This is a genomic window from Flavobacterium cyanobacteriorum, from assembly GCF_002251835.1.
GTDB classification, from domain to species: Bacteria; Bacteroidota; Bacteroidia; order Flavobacteriales; family Flavobacteriaceae; genus Flavobacterium; species Flavobacterium cyanobacteriorum.
Window position 1 is genome coordinate 1 of the sequence record NZ_NOXV01000275.1, and the last position, 22331, is coordinate 22331.

Annotated in this window: 19 protein-coding genes; 7 read left to right on the forward strand and 12 right to left on the reverse strand. The window is 43.6% G+C overall.

Annotation, left to right across the window (positions count from 1 at the left end):
- Positions 1 to 64: 64 nt before the first annotated feature.
- Entirely contained in the window at positions 65 to 1555 is a 1491-nt protein-coding gene (locus tag CHU92_RS10155) for a catalase (protein WP_094415210.1), read from the reverse strand.
- 144 nt (positions 1556 to 1699) lie between these two features.
- Between CHU92_RS10155 and CHU92_RS10160 the strand changes: the two genes are divergently transcribed.
- Together CHU92_RS10160 and CHU92_RS10165 are read left to right on the forward strand one after the other, a co-directional pair.
- Positions 1700 to 2437, forward strand: coding sequence for a DUF4197 domain-containing protein (locus tag CHU92_RS10160; RefSeq protein ID WP_094415212.1), 738 nt, complete (start codon positions 1700 to 1702; stop codon positions 2435 to 2437).
- A 585-nt stretch (positions 2438 to 3022) separates the two neighbouring features.
- Positions 3023 to 3460, forward strand: coding sequence for a thioredoxin family protein (locus CHU92_RS10165; RefSeq protein WP_094415214.1), 438 nt, complete (start codon positions 3023 to 3025; stop codon positions 3458 to 3460).
- On the opposite strand, the gene CHU92_RS10170 is transcribed toward CHU92_RS10165, so the two are convergent.
- From CHU92_RS10170 to CHU92_RS10185, 4 genes are all read right to left on the reverse strand, one after another.
- Positions 3461 to 4285, reverse strand: a complete 825-nt coding sequence (locus CHU92_RS10170; RefSeq protein WP_094415216.1) for an ABC transporter substrate-binding protein — start codon at positions 4283 to 4285, stop codon at positions 3461 to 3463. It abuts the gene before it with no gap.
- Positions 4286 to 4362: 77 nt separating this feature from the next.
- Positions 4363 to 5181 carry an orotidine-5'-phosphate decarboxylase gene (gene pyrF, locus CHU92_RS10175; protein ID WP_094415218.1) on the reverse strand — a complete coding sequence of 273 codons (819 nt, stop codon included), beginning with the start codon at positions 5179 to 5181 and terminating at the stop codon, positions 4363 to 4365.
- A gap of 134 nt (positions 5182 to 5315) precedes the next feature.
- Entirely contained in the window at positions 5316 to 6389 is a 1074-nt protein-coding gene (gene prfA / locus CHU92_RS10180; RefSeq protein WP_094415220.1) for a peptide chain release factor 1, read from the reverse strand.
- Between the two features lie 69 nt (positions 6390 to 6458).
- Positions 6459 to 6851 carry a Fur family transcriptional regulator gene (locus CHU92_RS10185; protein WP_094415222.1) on the reverse strand — a complete coding sequence of 131 codons (393 nt, stop codon included), beginning with the start codon at positions 6849 to 6851 and terminating at the stop codon, positions 6459 to 6461.
- Between the two features lie 371 nt (positions 6852 to 7222).
- Between CHU92_RS10185 and CHU92_RS10190 the strand changes: the two genes are divergently transcribed.
- Both CHU92_RS10190 and CHU92_RS10195 read left to right on the forward strand, forming a co-directional pair.
- On the forward strand, positions 7223 to 7699 hold the full coding sequence (locus CHU92_RS10190; RefSeq protein WP_094415245.1) for a DUF1456 family protein: 477 nt from the start codon (positions 7223 to 7225) through the stop codon (positions 7697 to 7699).
- A 133-nt stretch (positions 7700 to 7832) separates the two neighbouring features.
- On the forward strand, positions 7833 to 9998 hold the full coding sequence (locus CHU92_RS10195) for a bifunctional alpha,alpha-trehalose-phosphate synthase (UDP-forming)/trehalose-phosphatase (RefSeq protein ID WP_094415224.1): 2166 nt from the start codon (positions 7833 to 7835) through the stop codon (positions 9996 to 9998).
- Between the two features lie 109 nt (positions 9999 to 10107).
- Here CHU92_RS10195 and sucC read toward each other — a convergent pair whose 3' ends face one another.
- The gene (sucC, locus tag CHU92_RS10200; protein WP_094415226.1) at positions 10108 to 11310 is read right to left on the reverse strand and encodes an ADP-forming succinate--CoA ligase subunit beta; all 1203 of its coding nucleotides are present in this window, start codon (positions 11308 to 11310) and stop codon (positions 10108 to 10110) included.
- A gap of 234 nt (positions 11311 to 11544) precedes the next feature.
- Between sucC and CHU92_RS10205 the strand changes: the two genes are divergently transcribed.
- A complete protein-coding gene (locus CHU92_RS10205; protein ID WP_129583053.1) occupies positions 11545 to 11952 on the forward strand; it encodes a hypothetical protein in 408 nt (135 codons plus the stop codon).
- Positions 11953 to 12305: 353 nt separating this feature from the next.
- On the opposite strand, the gene CHU92_RS10210 is transcribed toward CHU92_RS10205, so the two are convergent.
- From CHU92_RS10210 to CHU92_RS10230, 5 genes are all read right to left on the reverse strand, one after another.
- Positions 12306 to 13355 carry a WD40/YVTN/BNR-like repeat-containing protein gene (locus CHU92_RS10210; RefSeq protein WP_094415230.1) on the reverse strand — a complete coding sequence of 350 codons (1050 nt, stop codon included), beginning with the start codon at positions 13353 to 13355 and terminating at the stop codon, positions 12306 to 12308.
- Between the two features lie 101 nt (positions 13356 to 13456).
- Positions 13457 to 13960 carry a hypothetical protein gene (locus tag CHU92_RS15570; RefSeq protein ID WP_129583054.1) on the reverse strand — a complete coding sequence of 168 codons (504 nt, stop codon included), beginning with the start codon at positions 13958 to 13960 and terminating at the stop codon, positions 13457 to 13459.
- A gap of 168 nt (positions 13961 to 14128) precedes the next feature.
- Positions 14129 to 15424, reverse strand: coding sequence for a glycosyltransferase family 4 protein (locus CHU92_RS10220; RefSeq protein ID WP_243389586.1), 1296 nt, complete (start codon positions 15422 to 15424; stop codon positions 14129 to 14131).
- Positions 15425 to 15453: 29 nt separating this feature from the next.
- The gene (locus CHU92_RS10225) at positions 15454 to 17910 is read right to left on the reverse strand and encodes a YfhO family protein (protein WP_094415234.1); all 2457 of its coding nucleotides are present in this window, start codon (positions 17908 to 17910) and stop codon (positions 15454 to 15456) included.
- Between the two features lie 81 nt (positions 17911 to 17991).
- Entirely contained in the window at positions 17992 to 18246 is a 255-nt protein-coding gene (locus tag CHU92_RS10230; RefSeq protein ID WP_094415236.1) for a hypothetical protein, read from the reverse strand.
- Positions 18247 to 18369: 123 nt separating this feature from the next.
- Here CHU92_RS10230 and CHU92_RS10235 point away from each other — a divergent pair, with 123 nt between their 5' ends.
- Positions 18370 to 19386 (forward strand): transporter, encoded by a 1017-nt coding sequence (locus CHU92_RS10235; RefSeq protein WP_094415238.1) that lies wholly within the window; start codon positions 18370 to 18372, stop codon positions 19384 to 19386.
- Between the two features lies 1 nt (position 19387).
- Positions 19388 to 20506: a GNAT family N-acetyltransferase gene (locus CHU92_RS10240; RefSeq protein ID WP_094415240.1), complete on the forward strand. Its 1119-nt coding sequence runs from the start codon at positions 19388 to 19390 to the stop codon at positions 20504 to 20506.
- A gap of 411 nt (positions 20507 to 20917) precedes the next feature.
- Here the strand turns inward: CHU92_RS10240 and CHU92_RS10250 are convergent, their stop codons facing one another.
- Positions 20918 to 22183: an aminotransferase class I/II-fold pyridoxal phosphate-dependent enzyme gene (locus CHU92_RS10250; protein ID WP_094415243.1), complete on the reverse strand. Its 1266-nt coding sequence runs from the start codon at positions 22181 to 22183 to the stop codon at positions 20918 to 20920.
- Positions 22184 to 22331 lie beyond the last annotated feature (148 nt).

Genomic DNA, 22331 nt, shown 5'->3' on the forward strand with positions numbered 1-22331 from the left:
TCAAATAAAAAACCGTCTCAAAATTTAAGTATTGAGACGGCTTCTTCCTGATTATTGCGGAATATTACGCAGTGTGCGGGGTAAACATAGCCCTGTCAATAGTTACATTTAATCCTGACGCAATAGCCAACCCAAGGTTGATATCGGCCCTGAACCAGTGGCACAACTGCCTGTTTATAATTTCATCACGCTTTGGCCCCGATATGCCGCTCATGGCGCCTACAATATTATTAATAGTATTTTGTTTTGCCTCTTCGTCCATAAGCCTGAAGAGATTGCCCGGCTGACTGTAGTGATCATTTTCTCCTTCCGCATTCCGGTCATACCAGTCTGCCAAATTGCTCTCGAGCTCCCAGGCCGGCTCTTTGTAACGCTCATCTATTTTAATATTGTCAAAACTATTAGGAAAATAATTCGGCTTGCTGCCGCCATTGCCGTCAACCCTCATTATTCCATCCCTTTGATAATTATTTATGGCAAAAGGGCATTTGTTTACCGGTATTTGTTCGTAGTTGGCACCTAAGCGGTAGCGGTGGGCGTCTGGGTATGAGAGCAGCCTTCCCTGCAGCATCTTATCCGGAGAATACCCTATACCGTCAATTACATGCGCGGGGGCAAATGCTGCCTGTTCTACATCCTGGAAATAATTATCCGGGTTTCGGTTCAGTTCTATTACGCCAACATCTATAAGCGGATAATCCGCATGCGGCCAAACTTTGGTCAGGTCAAACGGATTGATGTTATACGTTACTGCTTCTGCTTCAGGCATTACCTGAATCTTCATAAACCATTTAGGGTAATTGCCTTTCTCAATGTTTTCAAAAAGGTCGCGCTGTGCAAAATCAGGATCTGTACCCTTCATTTCGGTTGACTGGTTATTTGTGTAATTCTTTATGCCCTGGGCGGTGATGAAATGAAATTTGACATAAAAGCGCTCATTATCATTATTTATGAAGGAAAATGTATGGCTTCCAAAACCATGCATGTGCCTGTAACCATAAGGAGTGCCCCTGTCGCTCATGAGTATAAGTACCTGATGGAGGCTTTCAGGATTTAATGACCAAAAATCCCACATCATGGCAGGCGATTTCATATTAGTTTGCGGGTCGCGTTTCTGTGTGTGTATAAAATCCGGGAATTTTTTCGGATCTTTAATGAAGAATACCGGCGTGTTATTGCCCACCAAGTCCCAATTGCCGTCCTCGGTATAAAATTTTATGGCAAATCCCCGTGGGTCACGCTCTGTATCGGCCGAGCCTTTTTCGCCACCTACTGTCGAAAATCGCAGGAAAAGGTCTGTCTGCTTCCCTACCGCGGCAAAAATCTTTGCACGGGTATATTGTGTTATATCATGCGTAACTGTAAATGTACCATAAGCGCCTGAACCTTTGGCATGGACTACCCTCTCAGGAATACGCTCACGGTTGAAATGTGCTAATTTTTCATGAAGAATGAAATCTTGTAATAATATTGGCCCCCTTGGCCCAACTGTCTGGGAATTTTCATGTTCTGTATAGGGCCTGCCTGAAGCTGTGGTAAGTTTAGTGTTTTCCATAATGTTTTTTGTTAATAGTTTTTATCTTTTACAAATGTATTTTTTCATAGGAATTATTTATAAATAACTATATCTTATTTCTTTATGAAAGAATAATTTTAATTTATATTAGGAACATTTTTTATTTATCAATAAATTACAATTATGAGGAAAAAAATATTAACAGCAGTATTTTTAATACTAATTGCCACGTGTGCGAATGCGCAACTTAAAGGCCTTGTAGATAAAGCCAAAAGTACGGTAGCTTCTAAAACAGGGAAGGGTGTTGTAACTAATGCCGATATTTCGGCCGCATTAAAAGAAGCTTTGAACAAAGGAATATCCGAACAGGTTTCCAAGCTGACGGCGGTAGACGGGTTTTATAAAAATGAAGCGGTGAAGATACTCCTGCCGGAAGAGTTGATGAAAGTGGACCAGACACTGCGTAAAATGGGAATGGGCAGCCTTGCGGATGAAGGCATAAAGGTCCTTAACCGTGCCGCCGAGGACGCTGTAAAAGAAGCTACACCTATTTTTGTTACGGCAGTAAAGAACATGACCATCACTGATGCACGGAATATCCTGCTTGGCGCTGATAACTCAGCTACTGCCTACCTGCAAACCAACACCACAACACCTTTATATACAAAATTTAACCCCGTGGTTAAAAATTCGCTGAGCAAGGTAGGCGCTGACACGGTTTGGGCAAAATTAATCAATAAATACAACAGCCTGCCTATGGTGAGCAAAGTTAACCCGGACCTTAATGATTATGTTACCAGCAAAGCCTTGGAAGGCGTATTCAAAATGATTGCCGTTGAAGAGAAAAACATCAGGAAGAACCTTAGTGCACGTACCTCATCACTGCTGAAAAAAGTGTTTGCCATGCAGGATAAACGGTAGCTAATTTTTTAGTTTTCAGCACAATAAAAATAACACTGCCTTAACATCTGAGCGAAATTTATTTAAGTAATTTGCACCACAAATTAATGGTTTTCTCACATTTGGTTAGGGTTAGTTAGAAGAATGCCGGTAGCTACACTATCGGCATTTTGTATGTAGCCCTAATTTTAGTTTGTGAATAGACCGATTAATAGAATATATCTGAGAACGTGACTTTGGTAAAGGTATATGCGAGACAGTATTTGTATATCCCAAAATCCTGAGGTATGCTTTACTTTAAAACATTTTTTTGACTTTCCTACCCAGGCACACACCACCCATTCCCTTTAGCCCTGATGGAGGCGGCATCCTCCAGGCTGCCGTGCTTAGGGCAGCCTGGAGATAGAGCCGACAGCAGGACCAAGCCCCAAAAAAAAGGTACTTAGCCGGCTGCTCCAGATTATTAAAAAACCTTTTGTACTGAAAATATGCTACCGCGGGATGCCCTGCCGGAAAATCAGTTGAGGTGTGGTATTGAAGAAATAATGTGGTGGCGCCGCACGGGGATACGTGTACTTTATTATTTTTGCCAAAAAAAGAGAAAACGTGAGGAAGAGTATTTTTTTGCTTGGCTTTTTGCTGCCTTTAACGTGCCTTGCGCAGGACTGGAACTATGACCTTGAGACCGCAAAAAAGAAAGCTGCCGCTGAAAACAAAACTATCTTGCTTGTTTTTTCGGGGTCTGACTGGTGCGCGCGTTGTATGGAACTGGAGAAGACGGTGTGGCAAAGTGAAGCCTTCAAAGCAGAAGCTAAAAAATCATGGGTGTTGCTGCGGGCCGATTTCCTGCAGAAAAAGGGTAACCCGGAGCCGGTGGATGTGAACGACATGAAGATAATACTGGCAGAAAAATATAACCGAGACGGATTTTTCCCTTATATTGTGCTGCTGGATAAAACCGGGAAGTTGCTGGGCAAGACAGGTTTTGAAGAATTTGATACCGCCGAAGAATATGTAACGTATCTGCGGCGGCTGGCGAAATAGCTAAGCCTCGTCAGCGTCTGTTAACCGCTCACGGAGCTGCCTGAAGTATGGAAAAGCCTTGGCGAGCCGGCTACCGTACCAGGAAAACATTTCCCCATCTACAAAAACGGTTTTGGCATGATGGGTAAAGCGGCCTACCTCAAAGGCGTCTTCTTCCCGGAAAGGATAGGGTTCTGAAGAGAGGAGAACAACGTCCGGATTGCCCTGGATCCTTATTTTCTGGATGATAATTTCAGGATAGCGCCCCCGGCCTTCGTAAATATTGGCAAAGTTGTTCAGCTTCATAATTTCATTGATAAAGGTATCACTGCCAGCTGCCATGTATGGGTTTTTCCAGATAAAATAGGCTGCTTTCAGTGTTTTTTTGTCTTTAATAAATTCCTGAAATTCCTGAAGCCCGAAATTTATTTTATCAATCCACTGCTGTGCCTGTGTACGCACGGAAAACATCCTGCCAAAGGCTTCAATCATGTCCAGGGTGTCCTGTATGGTGATGATGTTACTGGTCCATACCGGCGCTATGGCGCGCAGGGATGCTACGATTTCTTCTGTATTTTCTTCTTTATTGCAGATGATAATATCGGGCTGCAGCATTCGTATTTTTTCTATATGTATTTTTTTGGTACCCCCTACTTTTTCTTTCGTCACCCGGAAATGATAGGGATGGACGCAAAATTTTGTAATACCCACTATGCGCTCTTCAAGCCCAAGGTCAAAGAGAAGCTCCGTTTGTGACGGCACAAGGGATACTATACGCTTAGGGGTTGCGGACAGGGTAATGGTGTGGCCTATCTGGTCGGTATAAGATTTGGTTTGAGGTTTCAAGCTTCAGGTTTTAGGGTTAAGCAGGTCCAGGGTTAAAGTGAGATATATCTTGATTAAGCGCGAGGCAACCTGAAACATTAAACCTGAAATAAAATTTCTTTCATTTCCTGCTGTACTTTAAGGGCTTCTTCGCGGGCTTTGAGGGCAAAATCTTCCCCGGTTCCGGCGTATATTATGGCGCGTGATGAATTAACGAGCAGGCCTACCCTGCTGTTCATGCCATAGCGGCAGACATCCTTAAGGCTTCCGCCCTGGGTGCCTACACCGGGGACGAGCAAAAAGTTGTCGGGTACAATTTTACGTATCTCTTTAAAGTACTCCGCTTTGGTAGCCCCTGCTACGTACATAAGGTTGTCGCTACCCTGCCATGTTTTGGATGTTTCAAGGACTTTTTTATACAATTCGCCATTGCCGGCGCCCTGTACCTGAAAGTCAAAAGCGCCTTCATTTGAGGTGAGCGCCAGGAGTATGGTGAACTTGCCCTTTACTGCCAGGAAAGGCTCTACGCTGTCTTTGCCCATATACGGCGCAACAGTAACCGAGTCAAAGCCCAGGTCCTGCAGGAACGCTTTTGCGTACATGGCTGACGTATTGCCAATATCACCACGTTTGGCATCAGCAATAGTGAAAACCTCAGGATGTTTGTTATTAAGGTAATTGATAGTTTTTTCGAGGGCTGCCCACCCCTTTAGCCCATATGCTTCATAAAAGGCAGTGTTGGGCTTATATGCCACCGCAATGTCGTGCGTGGCATCAATTATGGCTTTGTTAAATTCAAATATCGGGTCTTTGGCAGCAAGTAGATGTTGTGGTATTTTGTCCAGGTCCACATCCAGCCCAATGCAGAGAAAGGATTTTTTTTGGAGAATCTGGTGCGTAAGTTGCCGGATTGTCATTTTTGTAAAAGTTGTGAGTGCAAAAATAATGATTATACAATAAGGATAACGAAGATTCAACAGATAACCGTAATCAAAAATCATTTCTTTAGGGCTATCAGAAATAAGAAAAAATCCCGCCGTAGCGGGATATATTAATAAACTTCTGTTTCCTTTAGTTTTTCGGTATTGTTTACCAGCTGCAACTCGTCGATAAGTTTCTGGATGTTGCCGTTCATCACGCCGTCAAGGTCATAGAGAGTAAGGCCAATCCTGTGGTCGGTAACGCGTCCCTGTGGGTAGTTGTAGGTGCGTATCTTGGCTGAGCGGTCACCGCTGGAGACCTGGCTGTTTCGCTTTGCCGCGTCTTCTTCCTGTTTTTTGGCAAGTTCCATTTCATAGAGGCGTGAACGGAGTACCTGCAGGGCTTTGTCTTTATTTTTGTGCTGCGATTTTTCGTCCTGGCACTGTGCCACAAGGCCCGTAGGGATGTGCGTCATCCGCACGGCAGACTTAGTGGTGTTTACGGACTGGCCGCCTGGGCCTGATGAACAGAACAGGTCAATACGCACATCGTTCATATCAATCTGCACATCAAACTCTTCGGCTTCAGGAAGCACCATTACGGTTGCGGCGGAGGTGTGGATACGCCCCTGTGTCTCAGTCTGTGGTACGCGCTGCACGCGGTGCACACCAGCTTCAAACTTTAGTGTACCATAAACATCCTCACCCGTAACTTCAAAAATAATCTCTTTAAAACCACCCGAAGTACCTTCGCTTATATCTACTACGCTGGTCTTCCAGCCTTTGCTTTCGCAGTATTTTGTGTACATGCGGTAAAGGTCGCCCGCAAATATACTAGCTTCATCGCCCCCGGTCCCGGCACGTATCTCTACCATTACATTCTTAGCGTCTTCGGGGTCTTTAGGTATGAGCATGAATTTTATTTCGTCTTCGAGCTGTGGAAGCCTCTCTTTTGCTTCATCAAGCTGCATCCTGGCCATTTCCACCATTTCAGCATCACTGCCGTCGGCAATTATATCCTGCGCTTCCTTGAGGTTGCCCGTTACATTTAGGTATTCTTCGCGCTTTTCAACAAGCGCTTTAAGGTCTTTATATTCTTTGTTCAGCTGCACATAACGCTTTTGGTCGGCTATTATATCCGGCTGTATAATTAGGTCTGATACTTCGTCAAACTTTTGTTTTATTATCTGTAATCTGTCTAACATTATTGTTTTTCCTTGTTTTCGAGGTGCAAAAGTACGTATTTTTTTGTGATTCCCAATCCCCGGATATCATTACAAAACTGGGTTTTGCCCGGCACAGGCGGCACAACGGCCGGTAACCCATCCCGATATATGCTGCAGGCTATAGCCTTCAGGAAGCCTTACTGCCACTTTTTCATCGAGGCATTCTATGTTATGACAGGATATGCACCTGAAATGGAAGTGATTATGGTCATGCATTTCGCCTTCACAGCCACGGCACAGGGCATAATAGTTTTTTCCGTCGTCGGCAAGGATTTTATGGGTGATACCGTCTTGACAAAAACGGTTAAGCACCCGGTAAATGGTAACGCGGTCCATGCCTCCCTTAAGCGCTGCTTCTATACGGTCCTGGCTAAGTGCCGTTTTTTCCTGCTGCAGCAGCTGGAGTATTGCTTTTCTTGCGGGTGTGTTCCTTCGGTTCATAGCATACTGCAATTTTGTTGCTATACTACAAAAAAATCTACTACAATAAAATAAAATCCTGATGCTTTTAGCTATCCATAGCAACCATTGCCCGAAAATATCCTGACTTTACACAACAAGCTGACAGAAAGCCTGCAGGAATGGACTGAGTGTGGTTTTAGCCGCGATGGGAGCGGCATCCTCCCTGCCGCCAGCTTTTGCGGCGGGGAGATATAGCGGACAGCGCGACCAGGCCACAACAAATGTGCGCTTAGCCGGCTGCTGCTGATTAAGGACATTTGCTATTGAGAATTTATTGTGTTTGTTTTAAAAAAATATACGGGGAATGCGGGCCTAAACATGGAATGGTTACCTTTGCGAAAATACAGGTAATGAACAACAACGATATATTCAAGAAGCTAAGGGTGGCGCTTCAGCTGCGCGATGACCAGATTGTGGATATCCTCCAGCTAGTGGATTTCAGGATTTCAAAGTCAGAGATAGGCGCTTTTTTCCGCAATGCGGACCATCCTAAATACATGGAATGCGGCGACCAGGTGCTGCGAAACTTCCTTGACGGCCTGGTAATCCACCTCCGCGGCACTAAAGACAACCCAAAGAACCCTAACGAGGTACTGGAGCAGAACAAGGCTGCGGTTAAGGACAATACCGCTTCAAAGGAAAAACTCATTATCAAAAAGCCCGCAAAACAAACTGATCTTAAAAGCACAACAGCCGGAAAGGCGGGTGACAACACAAAAAAACCGGTTGTAAAAAAGCCGTCAAAAATCACGGGAGACAGCCCTAAAAAGCCAGCGCCTGTAATGGAAAAGGTAAAGTTCAACAACGGAAAGAACAAAAAATCCTGAGCAGGAAAGTGATTTTTTATAACCAGGCGCAGCTTAAATATATGTTAAGTAACCTACTGTAAACCCCTTGTAAAATAAGGCTTTTGTATCTTTGGGTACGTCACCCCGCATGGAAGTGCAGTAAACAAGGTACATGAAAATAATTACCATATCTTACAGGTTACCTGTTTCTATAAAAAAGGCCGGCAGAAAGGTAAATGTAACCCAAAGCGCCGGAGGGCTGGCCACTGCCATATTATCCTACTCCGAAAAGAGCAGCAGTAACCTTACCTGGGTGGGTATTGCCGATTTTGAAAAGGAAACATGGGAGAAATATAAAGACAGCTACAGCAAAAAATTTGATATTGAGCCGGTGTACCTCGATAGGCAGCTGAACAGGAAATTTTACAACGTGTTCAGTAACTCGGTCCTGTGGTCTCTTTTCCATTATTTCCCTTCTTTTGTAGAATATGATGATGAAGGTTTTGAAGCCTACAAAGCAGCCAATGAAATAGTAGCTGAAAAAGTAAATGCCCTATATGAACCCGGCGATATTATCTGGATACATGATTATCATTTCCTGGGGCTTGGCAAACTGGTTCGTGAAGCTAACCCTGATGCCAGGATAGGTTTCTTCCTGCACATACCTTTCCCAAATTTTGAATTGTTCCGCATCCTGCCTAACAAAGCCAAGCGTTACCTGCTGGAAGGGATACTGGGTGCAAACCTGGCGGGTTTCCACACCTGGGATTATGCTATTCATTTTGCAGAATGTGTTGAAAAGACACTCGGAATACCACAGCGTAATTTTGTAATAAGCCAGGACACACACCATACCAAACTCGGCTCCTTCCCTATCAGCATTGACTTTAATAAATTTTATGACGCTTTCGACAATGAAAATGTTGTGATGCTCCGGAATGAAATAACAAGCCTGTATGAGGACAAAAAAATAATATTTTCTGTGGACAGGCTCGATTATACAAAAGGAATCAATAACCGGCTTGCCGCATTTGAAAAGTTCCTGCAAAGATACCCGGAGTGGAAGGAAAAAGTTGTATTCCTGCTTGTTATAGTGCCTTCAAGGGAAGAGATAAGCAAGTATGGGGAAAGAAAGCGGATGATTGAGCTCACCATAAGCCGGATTAACGGAAGTATGGGAAACTATAAGTGGACACCTGTTGTATACCAATACCAGTCTGTTGATTTTGAAAAGCTTATCGCACTTTACACAAGTGCTGATATAGCCCTTATATCACCAGTGCGGGACGGGATGAACCTTGTGGCAAAAGAGTATGTGGCATCGAGAAAAGACCTGAAGGGCACGCTCATTTTAAGTATTTTGGCCGGAGCAGCAAAGGAAATGCAGGATGCCATAACTATCAACCCTTTTGATACGGAGCAGATTGCCGAAAAGATCTGCTATTCCCTTAACATGGATGAAACAGAACAGGCGCAGCGGATGGAACGGATGCAGCGTTATCTTAAAAAGCATGATGTTTTCAGGTGGGTGGCACGGTTTTTAACTGAAACTGAAGAAGTACACAAAGCTGATATAAAAACGAAACCGCTATATGGTAAAGAAAGGTCCGTACTGATGCAGCAATTCCGGGCGGCTGATAAAAGGCTTTTGCTTTTAGATTTTGACGGCACACTGGTAAAACTGCAACCTACACCCGATATGGCAATACCTGACACCGACCTGCTTGACCTGCTCAGGGCACTGGCAGGAAATCCTAAAAATGAAGTTTGGGTAATCAGCGGGCGTAACAGGGATTTCTTAGAGAAGCACCTGGGGCACCTGCCTGTTGGCCTTGTAGCCGAACATGGAGGATATATTAAACGTAACACCTGGGAGCCTGTTATACAGGGAATGCCGGAATGGAAAGAACGCGTGATAGATATAATGAAAGAATATACCGAACTCAACTCCCAGAGTTTTATAGAAGTTAAGGAATTTGGGGTAGCATGGCATTACCGGCGTGTTGAGGAAAAGCCCGGTTTTTTAAATTCGCGTGAGCTGCTTACCTTGCTTAAGAACCACCTGTACAACACCCCCGTCCAGATTATTGATGGCAATAAAGTAATTGAGGTAAAGCACTTCATGGCTCATAAAGGTACTACGTGCCGAAACCATATACTTTGCGGTACACATGATTTTGTTTTAGCCATTGGCGATGACAAAACAGATGAAGACCTTTTTGAAAGCCTTGAAGGAAAAAATGAATTCTCAGTAAAAGTGGGCAGGGGTACAACGGCAGCGCAGTACAGGCTGCAATCGGTTGATGAGGTACTGGAATTACTTGTGGAAATCGCTTAAAGATACAGCTCCCGACACAAATAAAACTTATGCACAGATGATGATGTACAAATAAAAATCCCGGTTTATGGCCGGGATTTTTTATTATGATAAATGTTAAGTTACTGTATTAATTGCTTCCTCCTAAAGCCGCTTTAACCTGGTCAGCTGCTTCCTGGAATAAAGTAGCAGAAAGGATTGGCATGCCTGAGTTATCAATAAGTTCTTTAGCAATGTCGGCGTTAGTTCCCTGCAGGCGGACAATAATAGGCACCTTGATGGAGTCACCCATATTTTTGTAGGCATCCACCACACCCTGTGCTACACGGTCGCAACGTACAATACCACCAAATATATTGATAAGTATAGCCTTAACATTAGGATCTTTAAGAATGATACGGAAAGCCGTTTCTACACGCTTTGCATCAGCAGTACCTCCCACGTCAAGGAAGTTTGCGGGCTCATAACCTGCATATTTTATCAGGTCCATGGTTGCCATGGCAAGGCCGGCACCGTTAACCATGCAGCCTACAGTACCGTCAAGGTCCACATAATTAAGGCCTACTTCCTTAGCCTCAACCTCAATAGGGTTCTCCTCACGGATGTCGCGCATGTCAGCATATTTCTTCTGGCGGTAAAGTGCGTTGTCGTCAAGTACAACTTTAGCATCTACAGCCATTATTTTATTATCAGATGTTTTCAGCACGGGATTGATTTCAAAAAGCGAAGCATCGCTTTCTACATAAGCTTTGTAAAGCGAAGTCACAAAACTTATCATTTCCTTGAACGCATTGCCGCTAAGGCCAAGGTTAAAGGCTATCCTCCTGGCCTGGAAACCCTGAAGGCCCACTGCAGGGTCAATTTCTTCCGTAAAAATAAGATGTGGTGTTTTTTCAGCCACTTCTTCAATATCCATACCTCCTTCGGTTGAATACATTATCATGTTGCGGCCTTTGCCCCTGTTAAGAAGCACAGACATATAGAACTCTGAAGTTTCACTTTCTCCGGGATAATAAACATCTTCAGCAATAAGCACCTTGTGAACCCTTTTGCCTGTAGGGGGCGTTTGTGGGGTTATCAGGTCCATGCCTATTATCTGCTCTGCCAGTTCTTCAACCTGCTGAAGGTTTTTAGCAAGTTTAACACCTCCGCCCTTACCGCGGCCTCCCGCATGGATCTGCGCCTTAATAACGTGCCATCCGGTGCCGGTTTCAGCCGTTAACTGTTTAGCAGCGGCTACAGCTTCAGCAGCATTATTGGCTACAATACCGCGCTGCACGCGAACGCCATGGCTTGCCAGTATTTCTTTTCCCTGATATTCGTGTAAATTCATGATTAATGCGTTTATCTTATTAAAAGTGGAACAAAAATAGGAAAATCAATTCAACCATTAAAGTTATTGTAAAGTATTTTTTGCGCATTCAGGGCATGATAGTGATACGCATATCCGTTTCTACACGGGTGCGGGCAAATTCCGGCATCGCATACCAACCACATACTGACATTTATGTCCATACCGGTCATGCAAAATGCTAGTTACTTTGTATGTTTGCAGGAAAATAAACTGATGAAACAAAATATATTATTATTCCTCAGCATCCTGGCACTATGCCTGTGCTGCAAGCCCGAAAACAAACCTGAAACATATTATAATGCACTGGAAGAATTGCAGCCCGGCACAAAGCCATACAGGGATTATGTACTACAATTTATTGCTGCTTTTCCAGGCGAATTTTCTTATACAATAACCGGGTATGAAAACAAATCAGGAGAATACCTTATTTTAACTATTCAAAATAAAAAAGTCAATATTACCGAAAAGGTACTGGTAACAGGCCTTGCCAAACTTGCAGAAATTAGAAAAACAAAAGCTGAAGGGTGGCATGGCGCAAAACTGGAAGGCCCACAGTTTGAAGTCTATAACAACGGTAACCAGGTACTGGTATTACTTGACCTAAAACGTATTATGGATTAGTTTTTACGTTTATAGAAAAACTATAAAATCTGCACACCCCGGCTTTGTTGTATTTATAACTTTTTGTTTAGTACACGACAAAAAACATAATTGATTAAAAATCAATAAAANCCCCGGAGGGCTGGCCGGGGTAAAGCCGGGCGCTATATTCTTCCTTTACGAATGTAACGATTTAAATTAATTTTAACAAATCATTATGAAAACCGCCCACTCCCCTCTCACCGACCACCCCGCGTGAGGGATTGCAGCGGAAAGCCCGCAATGCAGCGCAGCGGAATGAGGACTTGCAGCGGAAAGCCCGGCCCGCAGGGACACGCCCAAAAAAGTAAAATAATATTGCTTTACAGGAAGTTTTAGAGTGTCACTAACCTTAGCCTCAGTATTTTGCCATTACCGGCTGCCACAACGGTTTTGCTGTCAGTAAATAGTACGGTATGCAGCGAAGTGTCATTGTATATCCTTTTCCACGTGGCGCCGCCGTCAAAGGAATAGTATATCCCCGAGGGCCCTGCGGAAATTAGTTCCCTGCCCAAGCTCCCCGGCCGGTACCGCACACAGGAGGCGTACCCAAAGCCGGCGTCTTCGGCAACGGCTTTCCATGTCCTGCCGCCATCCCGTGTACTGATCTTAGTGGCCCTTCCTTCTTTGGTCCTTGTGTAGTCGCCCCCCACAGCGTAGCCTGTTTTGGCATCATAAAAATCAACAGAATAAATACCAGTTGATTCAGTACCCTGAATAATTGGCGTATTGTAAGCCTGCCAGCTCTCCCCCTTGTCTTTACTTACAAAAACACGGGATTTCTTACCCCCCGATACCATCCATATTGTATTGCCGGCAATATCAATATTGGTATTGCTGGCAGCAAATGCGGCTTCACCACTATCTGTGGCCGGCAGGCTTGTGCAGGGCAGCTTTGCCCAGCTTTCACCTCCGTCTGTAGTCTTGATGACTGAGAGGCATCCCTCTACAGGGTCGCCCATGGCAATACCTTCTTTGTCATCGAGGAACAGCATACTGTCATAAAATACCTTCTCCCCTGTTTCAGTATACACTACTTTATTGCGGCTGCCGTCTTTGGTTATCTTGTAGAGCAAGGCTGGTGTGCCTGCATTAAGGATAAGTATATGATGTTTTGTCTTTGCTATAGCCCTGAACTCAGGGAACAGCGTATCCTGTGCCATGATCCCGCTAAATGCTTTCTGCCCGCTAAGGCTTACATACCCGTATTTCCCTCTGCTTCCGGCGTACCATACTTTATCACCGTCAATAACAAGGGCACGTATACTGATATCATCTGCCAGGAGGGTATCGCAAATGACCCGGGTAACAGAAGCGGTGTAAGCGGTATTTTGCTTACAGGAAGCTAAAAGTGCCAATGGCAGCAGCAGGAATATCTTTTTCATGATTAGCGGTTTGTGGCTTGCGTACCAAATAGCGGTACTTTATCTTATATGGCAATATACTAATTATCCGCCTCAATGAAAAAAGGATAGCTGCCTATCCTTTATTTCTTTTTGCCGGCCTTCTTTTTGGCTTTCTTTTTTGCTTTGGCCTTTTCCAGCTTGATGGCTTTAGCTTTCTGCTTTTTCTTTTTTAGTTTTTCTTTCTTCTTTTTGGCTTTGGCTTTTTTCTTTTTGCCCTTAACTTTTTCCTTTGCCTTTGCGGCTTTGGCTTTTTTGCCTTTTTTTTCTTTCTTCTCTTTCTTCTCTTTTACCGGTGCTGTAACATCTTCTGTGGCTTCTAATGCAACAAGTTCCGGCGCAGCAGGCACGCCTTCATTGGGCGTGGCTTTTTCCTCTGGCTTTGTCACCTCCCGGCCAGCAGGTTCCGCTGCCTGTATACCCGCCTGAGGCTTTCCGGATGTCCTGCCCCTCCTGCGTGGTTTTAGGGCTGTTATTTCATCCGGGTTATTTTCAGTTGCCGAAACCGTATCTCCTTGTATTCCGGGAATTTTTTCATCCGGATTTCCTGGTGCCCCTTCTGCTGCGTTCTGTTTTTTATTTGCCATACCTAAGGTTATATTAAAAATATTAAAAAGTAAATTTATAGTTACAAAATTAACTACTAATTGAATACTCCAATGTTAAGTTTTAACTGTGGCAAAAAACTTAACATTGGACTCAGTAACTGTATTAAAAATTTGATTATCAAAATATTATATTTAAAAAATACCAGTTTAGCGGTTAGTGTCCGGAAGTTTTTTAAGCAAAACAGCAAGTTGTTCCGTAAGGTTTTTGCGGGAATATTGCTGCAAACCTATACCATGGGAGGTAAGGGTTTGCCCGGTATATTTATCAAAATAATCAATAATGGCGTTCCTGAGCCTGTCTTTTTCGGTATATGTAACGAATATGCCGGTATTGGTACTTTTAAGTATATCGGCAAAATCAGCTTTATCGGGCCCTATGGCAAGGATTGGCCTTTCTGACACCATATACTCAAAGAGCTTCCCCGGGATGATGCAGCGTGTATCTGCCGAATCAATTTCTATTAAAAGTAATACCTGAGATTTTCGCTGGTGTGCCACTGCTTCCTTGTGGGGCAGGTATCCCACAAGGTTTTGGTAAGGCTCCAGGCCATGCTGTTTAACCGAAGCAAGCACTTCCTGGCTTACAGCCCCTATCAGCTTTAGTTCAAACGAATTCCTGAAACTTTCATTTTCCTTTACCAGCTCTGAAAGTACCTCCCAAAGTATTTTCGGGTTCCGTTCTGACAAAAAAGAGCCTATATGCGCTATGGTGAACTTTTCATCTAATGGCTGCTTTTCAGTTTTTTCCACATCATAGCCATTGGTTATCACGGTTACAGGCCTGGCTGTAAGGGCTTCAAATTCTTTTTTGGTTGTGGGGCTTGTTACTACTATGGCATCAGCGGCATTTAATACTTCTTTCTCCAGGCTCTTGTGTTTTGATGCAGCATAGGCAGAAAGCTTCAGCTCTTTATGGTAGCCTATTGTCGTCCAAGGATCCCTGAAATCAGCCAGCCACTTTACAGATAGTTTTTCCTTTAATTTTTTACCTATCAGGTGCAGGCTGTGTGGCGGGCCTGTAGTAATTATTACTTCAATATCATGCTCTTTACTATACTTTTCAAGATACTGTACAGAAGGCCGTACCCAAAGCACACGGGCATCAGGAATAAAAAGGTTGCCCCTTACCCACAGCATCAGTTTTTGAAGTAACGATTGCTTTTTTTTGTTGGGTATTATACCCGAGCTTATTTTTTTTGTACTGCTCCTGGAAAAAGCTGAAGCCCAAGCATAAGGTTCAGTTATTTTCTGCTTCAACACAGTTACATCCGCCCTTACTTCTTCTAAAAGCCCGTTGTCTATAAGCGGGTAAGTAGGGTTTTCCGGTATATAAACAACTGGCTCAATGCCAAATTCAGGCAGGTACTTAACAAACTTAAGCCACCGCTGTACTCCGGGCCCGCCGGCCGGAGGCCAGTAATATGTTATGATGAGGACTTTCAAGCCGATTGTTAGTGCGTTAGATATACAAATTACTGCTTAACAGTGGCAGAAGCAGTTTTTTTCCTTTCAAGATAAATACCTGCGCCCAGCAACAGCAGCATGCCAATTGTACTTATTAGCGCTATAGTACTTCCTGTTTTTACTACCTGCGGCTCAAATTTAAATTCAATAGTGTGCCTGCCGGCAGGAACTTTTAAGGCGCGCAGCACATAATTTGCCTCAATTATGCCGGCAGGCTTGCCGTCAATAGTTGCTTTCCAGCCATCAGCATAATAAACTTCAGAGAACACGGCCAACCCATCATGTTTGTTATCTGAAACGTATTTGAGGTAATTGGGCTCGTAAGCTTCAAGTTTTATAGTTGCTGTGGTATCAACAGTAAAAGCTGTTTTATTTTTAAACTGCCGACCGAATTTATTTGTATTGATAACGGCTGTCTTTTTCGTATCAAGCTTATTGAGGGCCTTCATTTCCTCATCAGCTGTGCCCACAGGTTTAATGTTGCTTACAAACCACGCCGGGCCATTGGCATCAGGGTTTACCGTCGGTATGTTTTCGCCATTTTCAGTATTTTGGATTACATACTTTACATTCAGCATGTTCAGCACGCCTATATTGTTCCTGGCAATCTGGTAATCAAAAAGCTGCTGTATTTTACGGGGTTTGGCCGCATGATAGCCTCCTATTGATTTGTGGAAATAAGAAGCCCTCGCACTGCTCATATTGCCTTCAACTTCAAAAACGCGGTAATGCGATTTGTCCTGTAGTATCTGCTGGTCGGCAATAGTAGGCTCAAAAGGCATGTCAACTTCCCTGGCGTTTTTAAAATCATCTGCGTTTACATAACGCCTGTCTACAAAATAAAGGTCGGAAACCATTAAAATCCCCGTTATAACCACCGCTACATTCCGGGCCATTTTTTGTTTAGTATATAGCCATAATGCCAACGCTGCCAGCAATATAAGAACAAAGGAACGCAACAGGTCGGCACTGTACAGGTCTTTCCTGTCAGCTTTAAGCGCGTTGATAAATTCAGTTCCATAATTTTCAATATACATGGCATCGCTACCGCCGGCAAAACTAAACATGCTTTTGCAAAGGAACAGCAGCACGATAAGGCCAAGGCTGCACGCTGCGGATTTCCATAAATGGTCCCATTGTTTTTCTTTTTCGGCAATGAAGAAAGAATACAGGCCCATAATGGCAAGGGCAGGAACACAAAGTTCTAAAATAACCTGTATGGATGACACTGCCCTGAACTTATTATAAAGCGGGAAGTAATTGATGAACAAATCTGTAAGCAAAGGGAAATTCTTCCCCCATGATAACATTAACGAAAGTAATGCCCCTGCAAGAAGCGCGTATTTTATTTTCCTTTTCTCTGCAAACAGGGCCAATACGAACAGGAAAAAAACAACGGCACCAATGTAAGCAGGCGCTGCTACTATAGGCTGGTCTCCCCAGTAAGTTGGCATTCCGCCCTGTGCTATTTCTACTGCCTGCTGCTTAGAAATATACTGCCCTTCCGCAATCTGTTGTGATTGCAGGTATTCAACCATATGGGAATCTTCAGAAAGCTTTTCATTATTTGCACCGCCAAAAAGCCTCGGCGCAATAAGGTTAAGGCTTTCAGCAATACCATAGCTATACTCAGTAATGTATTCGTAGCTCATAGCATTACTGCTCTTTTTCGGCGTACCATCAGGCTCAAAAGTAAGCTCACTGTCACTTCGCGTACTGTACCCCGCATATTCTGATGTAGCCATGAGGTTAGTGGCATTAGCCCCTATAGCCAGGATACCGGCTGTAACAAAAATCACGGATGATAACCCTAAATGCCTGAAATCTTTACTTTTTATAATGCCTGCAATAAAATATATGGCTATAACCAACAGCAGGATAAGCAGGTAAAATGTCATCTGGAAGTGGTTGGCATTTATTTCAAGGGCAGCTGCTGCCATGGTGAGCAGCCCTCCTGCAATATATCGCTTCTGGAATACCATGATAACACCTGCAACAACGATGGGCATGTAGGCAATAGCATGTGCTTTGGCATTGTGCCCCACCCCTAATATGATTATAAGGTAGGTTGAAAAACCGAACGCAAGTGCGCCCACAAAGGCTTTTCCTACATCAGCCTTTAACACCCTTAAAAGTATGAAAAAGCCAAGAAAATAAAGAAAAAGGTAATCTGCGGGACGCGGCAGGAAACGTATTATAGAGTCTAACTCCTTTATATAATTATGAGGATAATTAGCGCCTAACTGATAGGTTGGCATACCGCCAAAGGCACTGTTGGTCCAGTAGGGCTCTTCCCCGGTTTCTTTCCTGAAATCATTTTGCTCCTTTGCCATCCCGGTAAATTGGGCAATATCAGACTGGAATATTTTTTTACCCTGCAATACCGGATAAAAATAAATAAGTGACACTACAACAAAGCCCAGTATGGCTAAGGCATGGGAATAAATCTTATTGAAGTTTTTCATGATGGTCTGGTAAAACGCCGTGAAGATACTTATTTTCCTGCAATGGCTGCAAATAAAAAAGCCCCCTTTGCGGAGGCTGCACTATTCTATCTCTTCGTAATCAATGTATTCCCCTATTTTTTTCTTTTCAGCTGGGCGTGGGCTTTTATTTCCTGTTTCAGGCGCATTGCGAGGCTGTTTATACTGCTGCTGCTCATAAAAGTCCTGTCCCGCTTTTTTCACAACCTGCTGAATAATAACAGGCGCAAAAATCCGCAACAGGAACCTGAGGGCATAGTAAACAAGGATTATGATTAAAATTACCCTTAAAGTACCGGATAAAGATGCCGTTTCCATTCTCTTAAATTTTTGTCAAAAATACGTAATATCTGCCATAAAAATAAAATCGCCCTCTTAAAATAATAATAAAATATACTACATTTGGAGAAACATAACTACAACCAATAAACGGGCAGGAAGATGCACACCATTAAGAAATCTTTAGCAGGCATGGCGCTCCTTGCCTCAACCCTCACCTACTCCCAGTATACCGATGAAATTAATACCAACCGCCCCGGCGAATCAATGGGTGCATTTTCGGTCGGAAAAACCATAATACAGGCTGAAGCGGGCATATATGGGATTAAGGAGGATCACGATGTACTGAATTATAAAACCCGGGGCATAGGGTTTGACCTCATGCTGAGATATGGCGCTATACTGGAAGAACTGGAGTTTATAGCCGATATACAATACCAGTTTGACCAATATGAGGATGCGCTTAGCGTTACTAACCGAAACGATTTTAAGCAACTGATACTCGGCGCCAAGTACCTTATATATGATCCTGACAAAAACTACAACCCAAAGCCTAATTTACTCAGCTGGAAGGCCAACCACAAATTCAACTGGAGGAAACTTGTACCCGCTGTAGCTGTTTTTGCCGGGGCTAATTTCCCCGGTAATGACAATCCCTATACCTTCAGGAACGACAAAATAAGCCCCAAGGTTATGGCCATTACGCAGCACCACTGGGAAAAATGGGTGTGGGTAAACAATTTTATATATGATAAATTTACTACCGAATACCCGAGCATCGGCTACATATCCACCATGACACGCGGGTTTAACGAAAGATGGTCAGGCTTTATTGAATTTCAGGGTTACTCAAGCGATTACTATGCTGACGGGCTTGGAAGGATAGGAGCTGCATGGCTGCTAAGCTCAAATATGCAGGTTGATGCCTCAATTACTTCTAATTTAAAAAATACCCCTTCCATACTTTACGGAGGCATAGGCTTCTCATGGCGTTTTGACGATAATTATGAGGAAATATTCATGCCCCTTGAAGGCAGCCGTGAGGAAGAATTCAGGCAGCAGGCAAAACAAGAAAAACAGAAAAAGAAAAAATTAAAAGAAGCACGCAGGGAACGTATTAAAAAACGAAAAGAAGCAAAAGCCGCTGCAGAGCAGGAAACGCCTCCAACTGAAGAATAACATGATAACCATAAAGGAAGCCATAACCAAAAAAGAACTCAGGGAATTCATTACTTTTTCTTTTGACCTTTACAAAGGGAACCCCTATTGGGTGCCGCCTGTGATCAATGATGAACTCGCCGGTTTTGACAAAACTCAAAATCCTGTTTTTAAAAATGCCGACGCGCGTTTTTACCTTGCCTTCAGGGACGGGAAAATCGTAGGTAAAATTGTTGCCATCATCAACTGGGAAGAAGTCAACAGCCAGCAAAAAAAGAAAGTCCGTTTTGGTTGGTTTGATGTAATTGATGACATCGAAGTTACCAGGGCGCTACTGGAAAAAGTCAGCGAATTTGGCAGGAAACACCAAATGGAATACATCGAGGGGCCTATGGGCTTTTCTAACCTCGACAAGGTAGGCGTCCTCACCGAAGGCTTTGACCAGCTCGGCAACATGATCACATGGTATAATTACCCGTATTACAAAGACCACCTGGAACAATTAGGCTTTATTAAGGAAAAAGAATACATAGAAAGCGTTTTTACCATGAGGGATGTAGATCCCCAGCCTTTCCAAAAAGCCAGCAGCCTTATAAAACAGCGCTATGGCCTGAGGCCCGTGAACCCCGCTACAACAAAAGAAGTAATGCCCTATGTTGACCAACTTTTCGACCTGTTTAATGCATCATACCAAAAACTGGCATCATTCGTAGCTATTTCAGATGAACAAAAAGAATATTTCAGGAAAAAATACATAAGCCTCATCAATCCTGAGTACATAAAATTTGTGCTTGACAAAGAAGATAAAATGGTAGCCTTTACCATCGTTATGCCTTCTTTTAGCGAAGCCCTCAAAAAAGCTAACGGCAAATTATTTCCTTTTGGCTTTATACATCTGCTTAAGGCAAGGAAAAAGAGCAAAAATGTTGTTTTTTACCTTATAGGCATTGATCCTTCCTACCAGAACAAAGGTGTAACAGCTATAATATTTGACGAATATTATAAAGTATTCAGTAAAAACAATATCGACCAGTGCATCAGGACACCCGAACTGGAAGATAACCACGCCATGCACAACCTCTGGAAGCATTTTAACCCGGTTGTAAATAAACGAAGGAGAACCTACAGAAAAGACTTGTAACCCTCATGTTACAAGGAAGGCGGCAATACTATGTATTTGGAGCAGCCTGCAAAGCGCCCTGCCTGTTATCGCCCGGGCCCGCTATCCGCTCTATCTCCCCGCCGCAAAAGCAGGCGGCGGGGAGGATGCCGCTTCTATCGGGGCTGGTTCAAAACGGCGGTGTACACCACGGAAAGGCTCTTGAGCATACTGTAAAATACGTATAAAAACCCAATAAACAAGCCATTTACTCCCCCGATACGTCAACCGTAGTTTCAGCAGCAATCTTTTTATAAGTACCGTTCTCAAGCTTTTCCCTTATAGCCTCATAGGCAGCAAGNTATCGGGGCTGGTTCAAAACGGCGGTGTACACCACGGAAAGGCTCTTGAGCATACTGTAAAATACGTATAAAAACCCAATAAACAAGCCATTTACTCCCCCGATACGTCAACCGTAGTTTCAGCAGCAATCTTTTTATAAGTACCGTTCTCAAGCTTTTCCCTTATAGCCTCATAGGCAGCAAGGGTTTCATTAATATCCTGCATAGTATGGGTAGCTGTAGGGATCATCCTTAGCAGTATTATACCTTTTGGTATAACCGGGTAAACTACTATAGAAAGGAAGATATTATAATTCTCCCTGAGGTCGTTCACCATAACCATAGCTTCCGGGATACTGCCTTCAAGATAAACAGGAGTTACACAAGTGTTGGTATCACCTATATTAAAGCCTCTTTCTTTAAGGCCATTCTGCAGTGCCTGAACGTTTTCCCACAACTTGTCCTTAAGTTCCGGCATAGTCCTCAGCATATCAAGCCGCTTCAGCGCGCCCTTAACAAGCAGCATTGGCAGCGACTTGGCAAACATCTGCGAGCGCAGGTTGTATTTCAGGAAATCTATTACATCTTTGTCAGCGGCAACAAAAGCCCCTATACTGGCCATTGATTTTGCAAATGTCGAAAAATAAACATCAATGCCATCCTGGCAGCCCTGCTCCTCGCCTGCTCCCGCACCCGTTTTACCCAGCGTACCGAAACCGTGCGCGTCATCAACCAGCAGCCTGAAGTTGAACTTTTCTTTAAGTGCAACAATTTCCTTTAGTTTACCCTGCTGGCCGCGCATACCGAAAACGCCTTCGGTAATCACCAGTATGCCACCGCCTGTGGTTTCGGCCATGTTGGAAGCACGCTCAAGGTTTTTTTCAAGGCTCTCAATATCGTTGTGCTTGTAGGTAAAACGCTTGCCCATGTGCAGCCGGACACCGTCAATAATACAGGCATGTGAGTCAACATCATACACAATTATATCATTTTTTGAAACAAGTGCGTCTATGGTAGAAACCATCCCCTGGTAACCGAAATTTAAAAGATACGCCGCTTCTTTTTTTACAAAAGCAGCGAGTTCCTGCTCCAGTTGCTCATGGTAGCTGGTGTGCCCGCTCATCATCCTGGCACCCATAGGGTAAGCCGAACCGTATTCAGCGGCAGCTTCAGCATCAACTTTCCGTATTTCAGGGTGGTTGGCCAGCCCCAGGTAATCATTAATACTCCAGTTAATCACTTCCTTCCCGTGGAACATCATCCTGTTGGCCAGCGGCCCCTCAAGTTTAGGGAATACATAGTAGCCTTCAGCCTGCGAAGCCCATTTCCCTAAAGGGCCTTTATTTTTTTGTATCCTTTCAAATAAATCTTTTACCATTGTTCAAAATTATCTGTGTGAAAAAGTGCTTCAAAAGTAACTATTAAATGCAATCTATCATAATTAATTTTTTACAATAACTTTTAAAAGTTAACAATTACATAATGAAGTGGTTTAAACTTATTTGTTAAATAAAAAAGGGTTGACG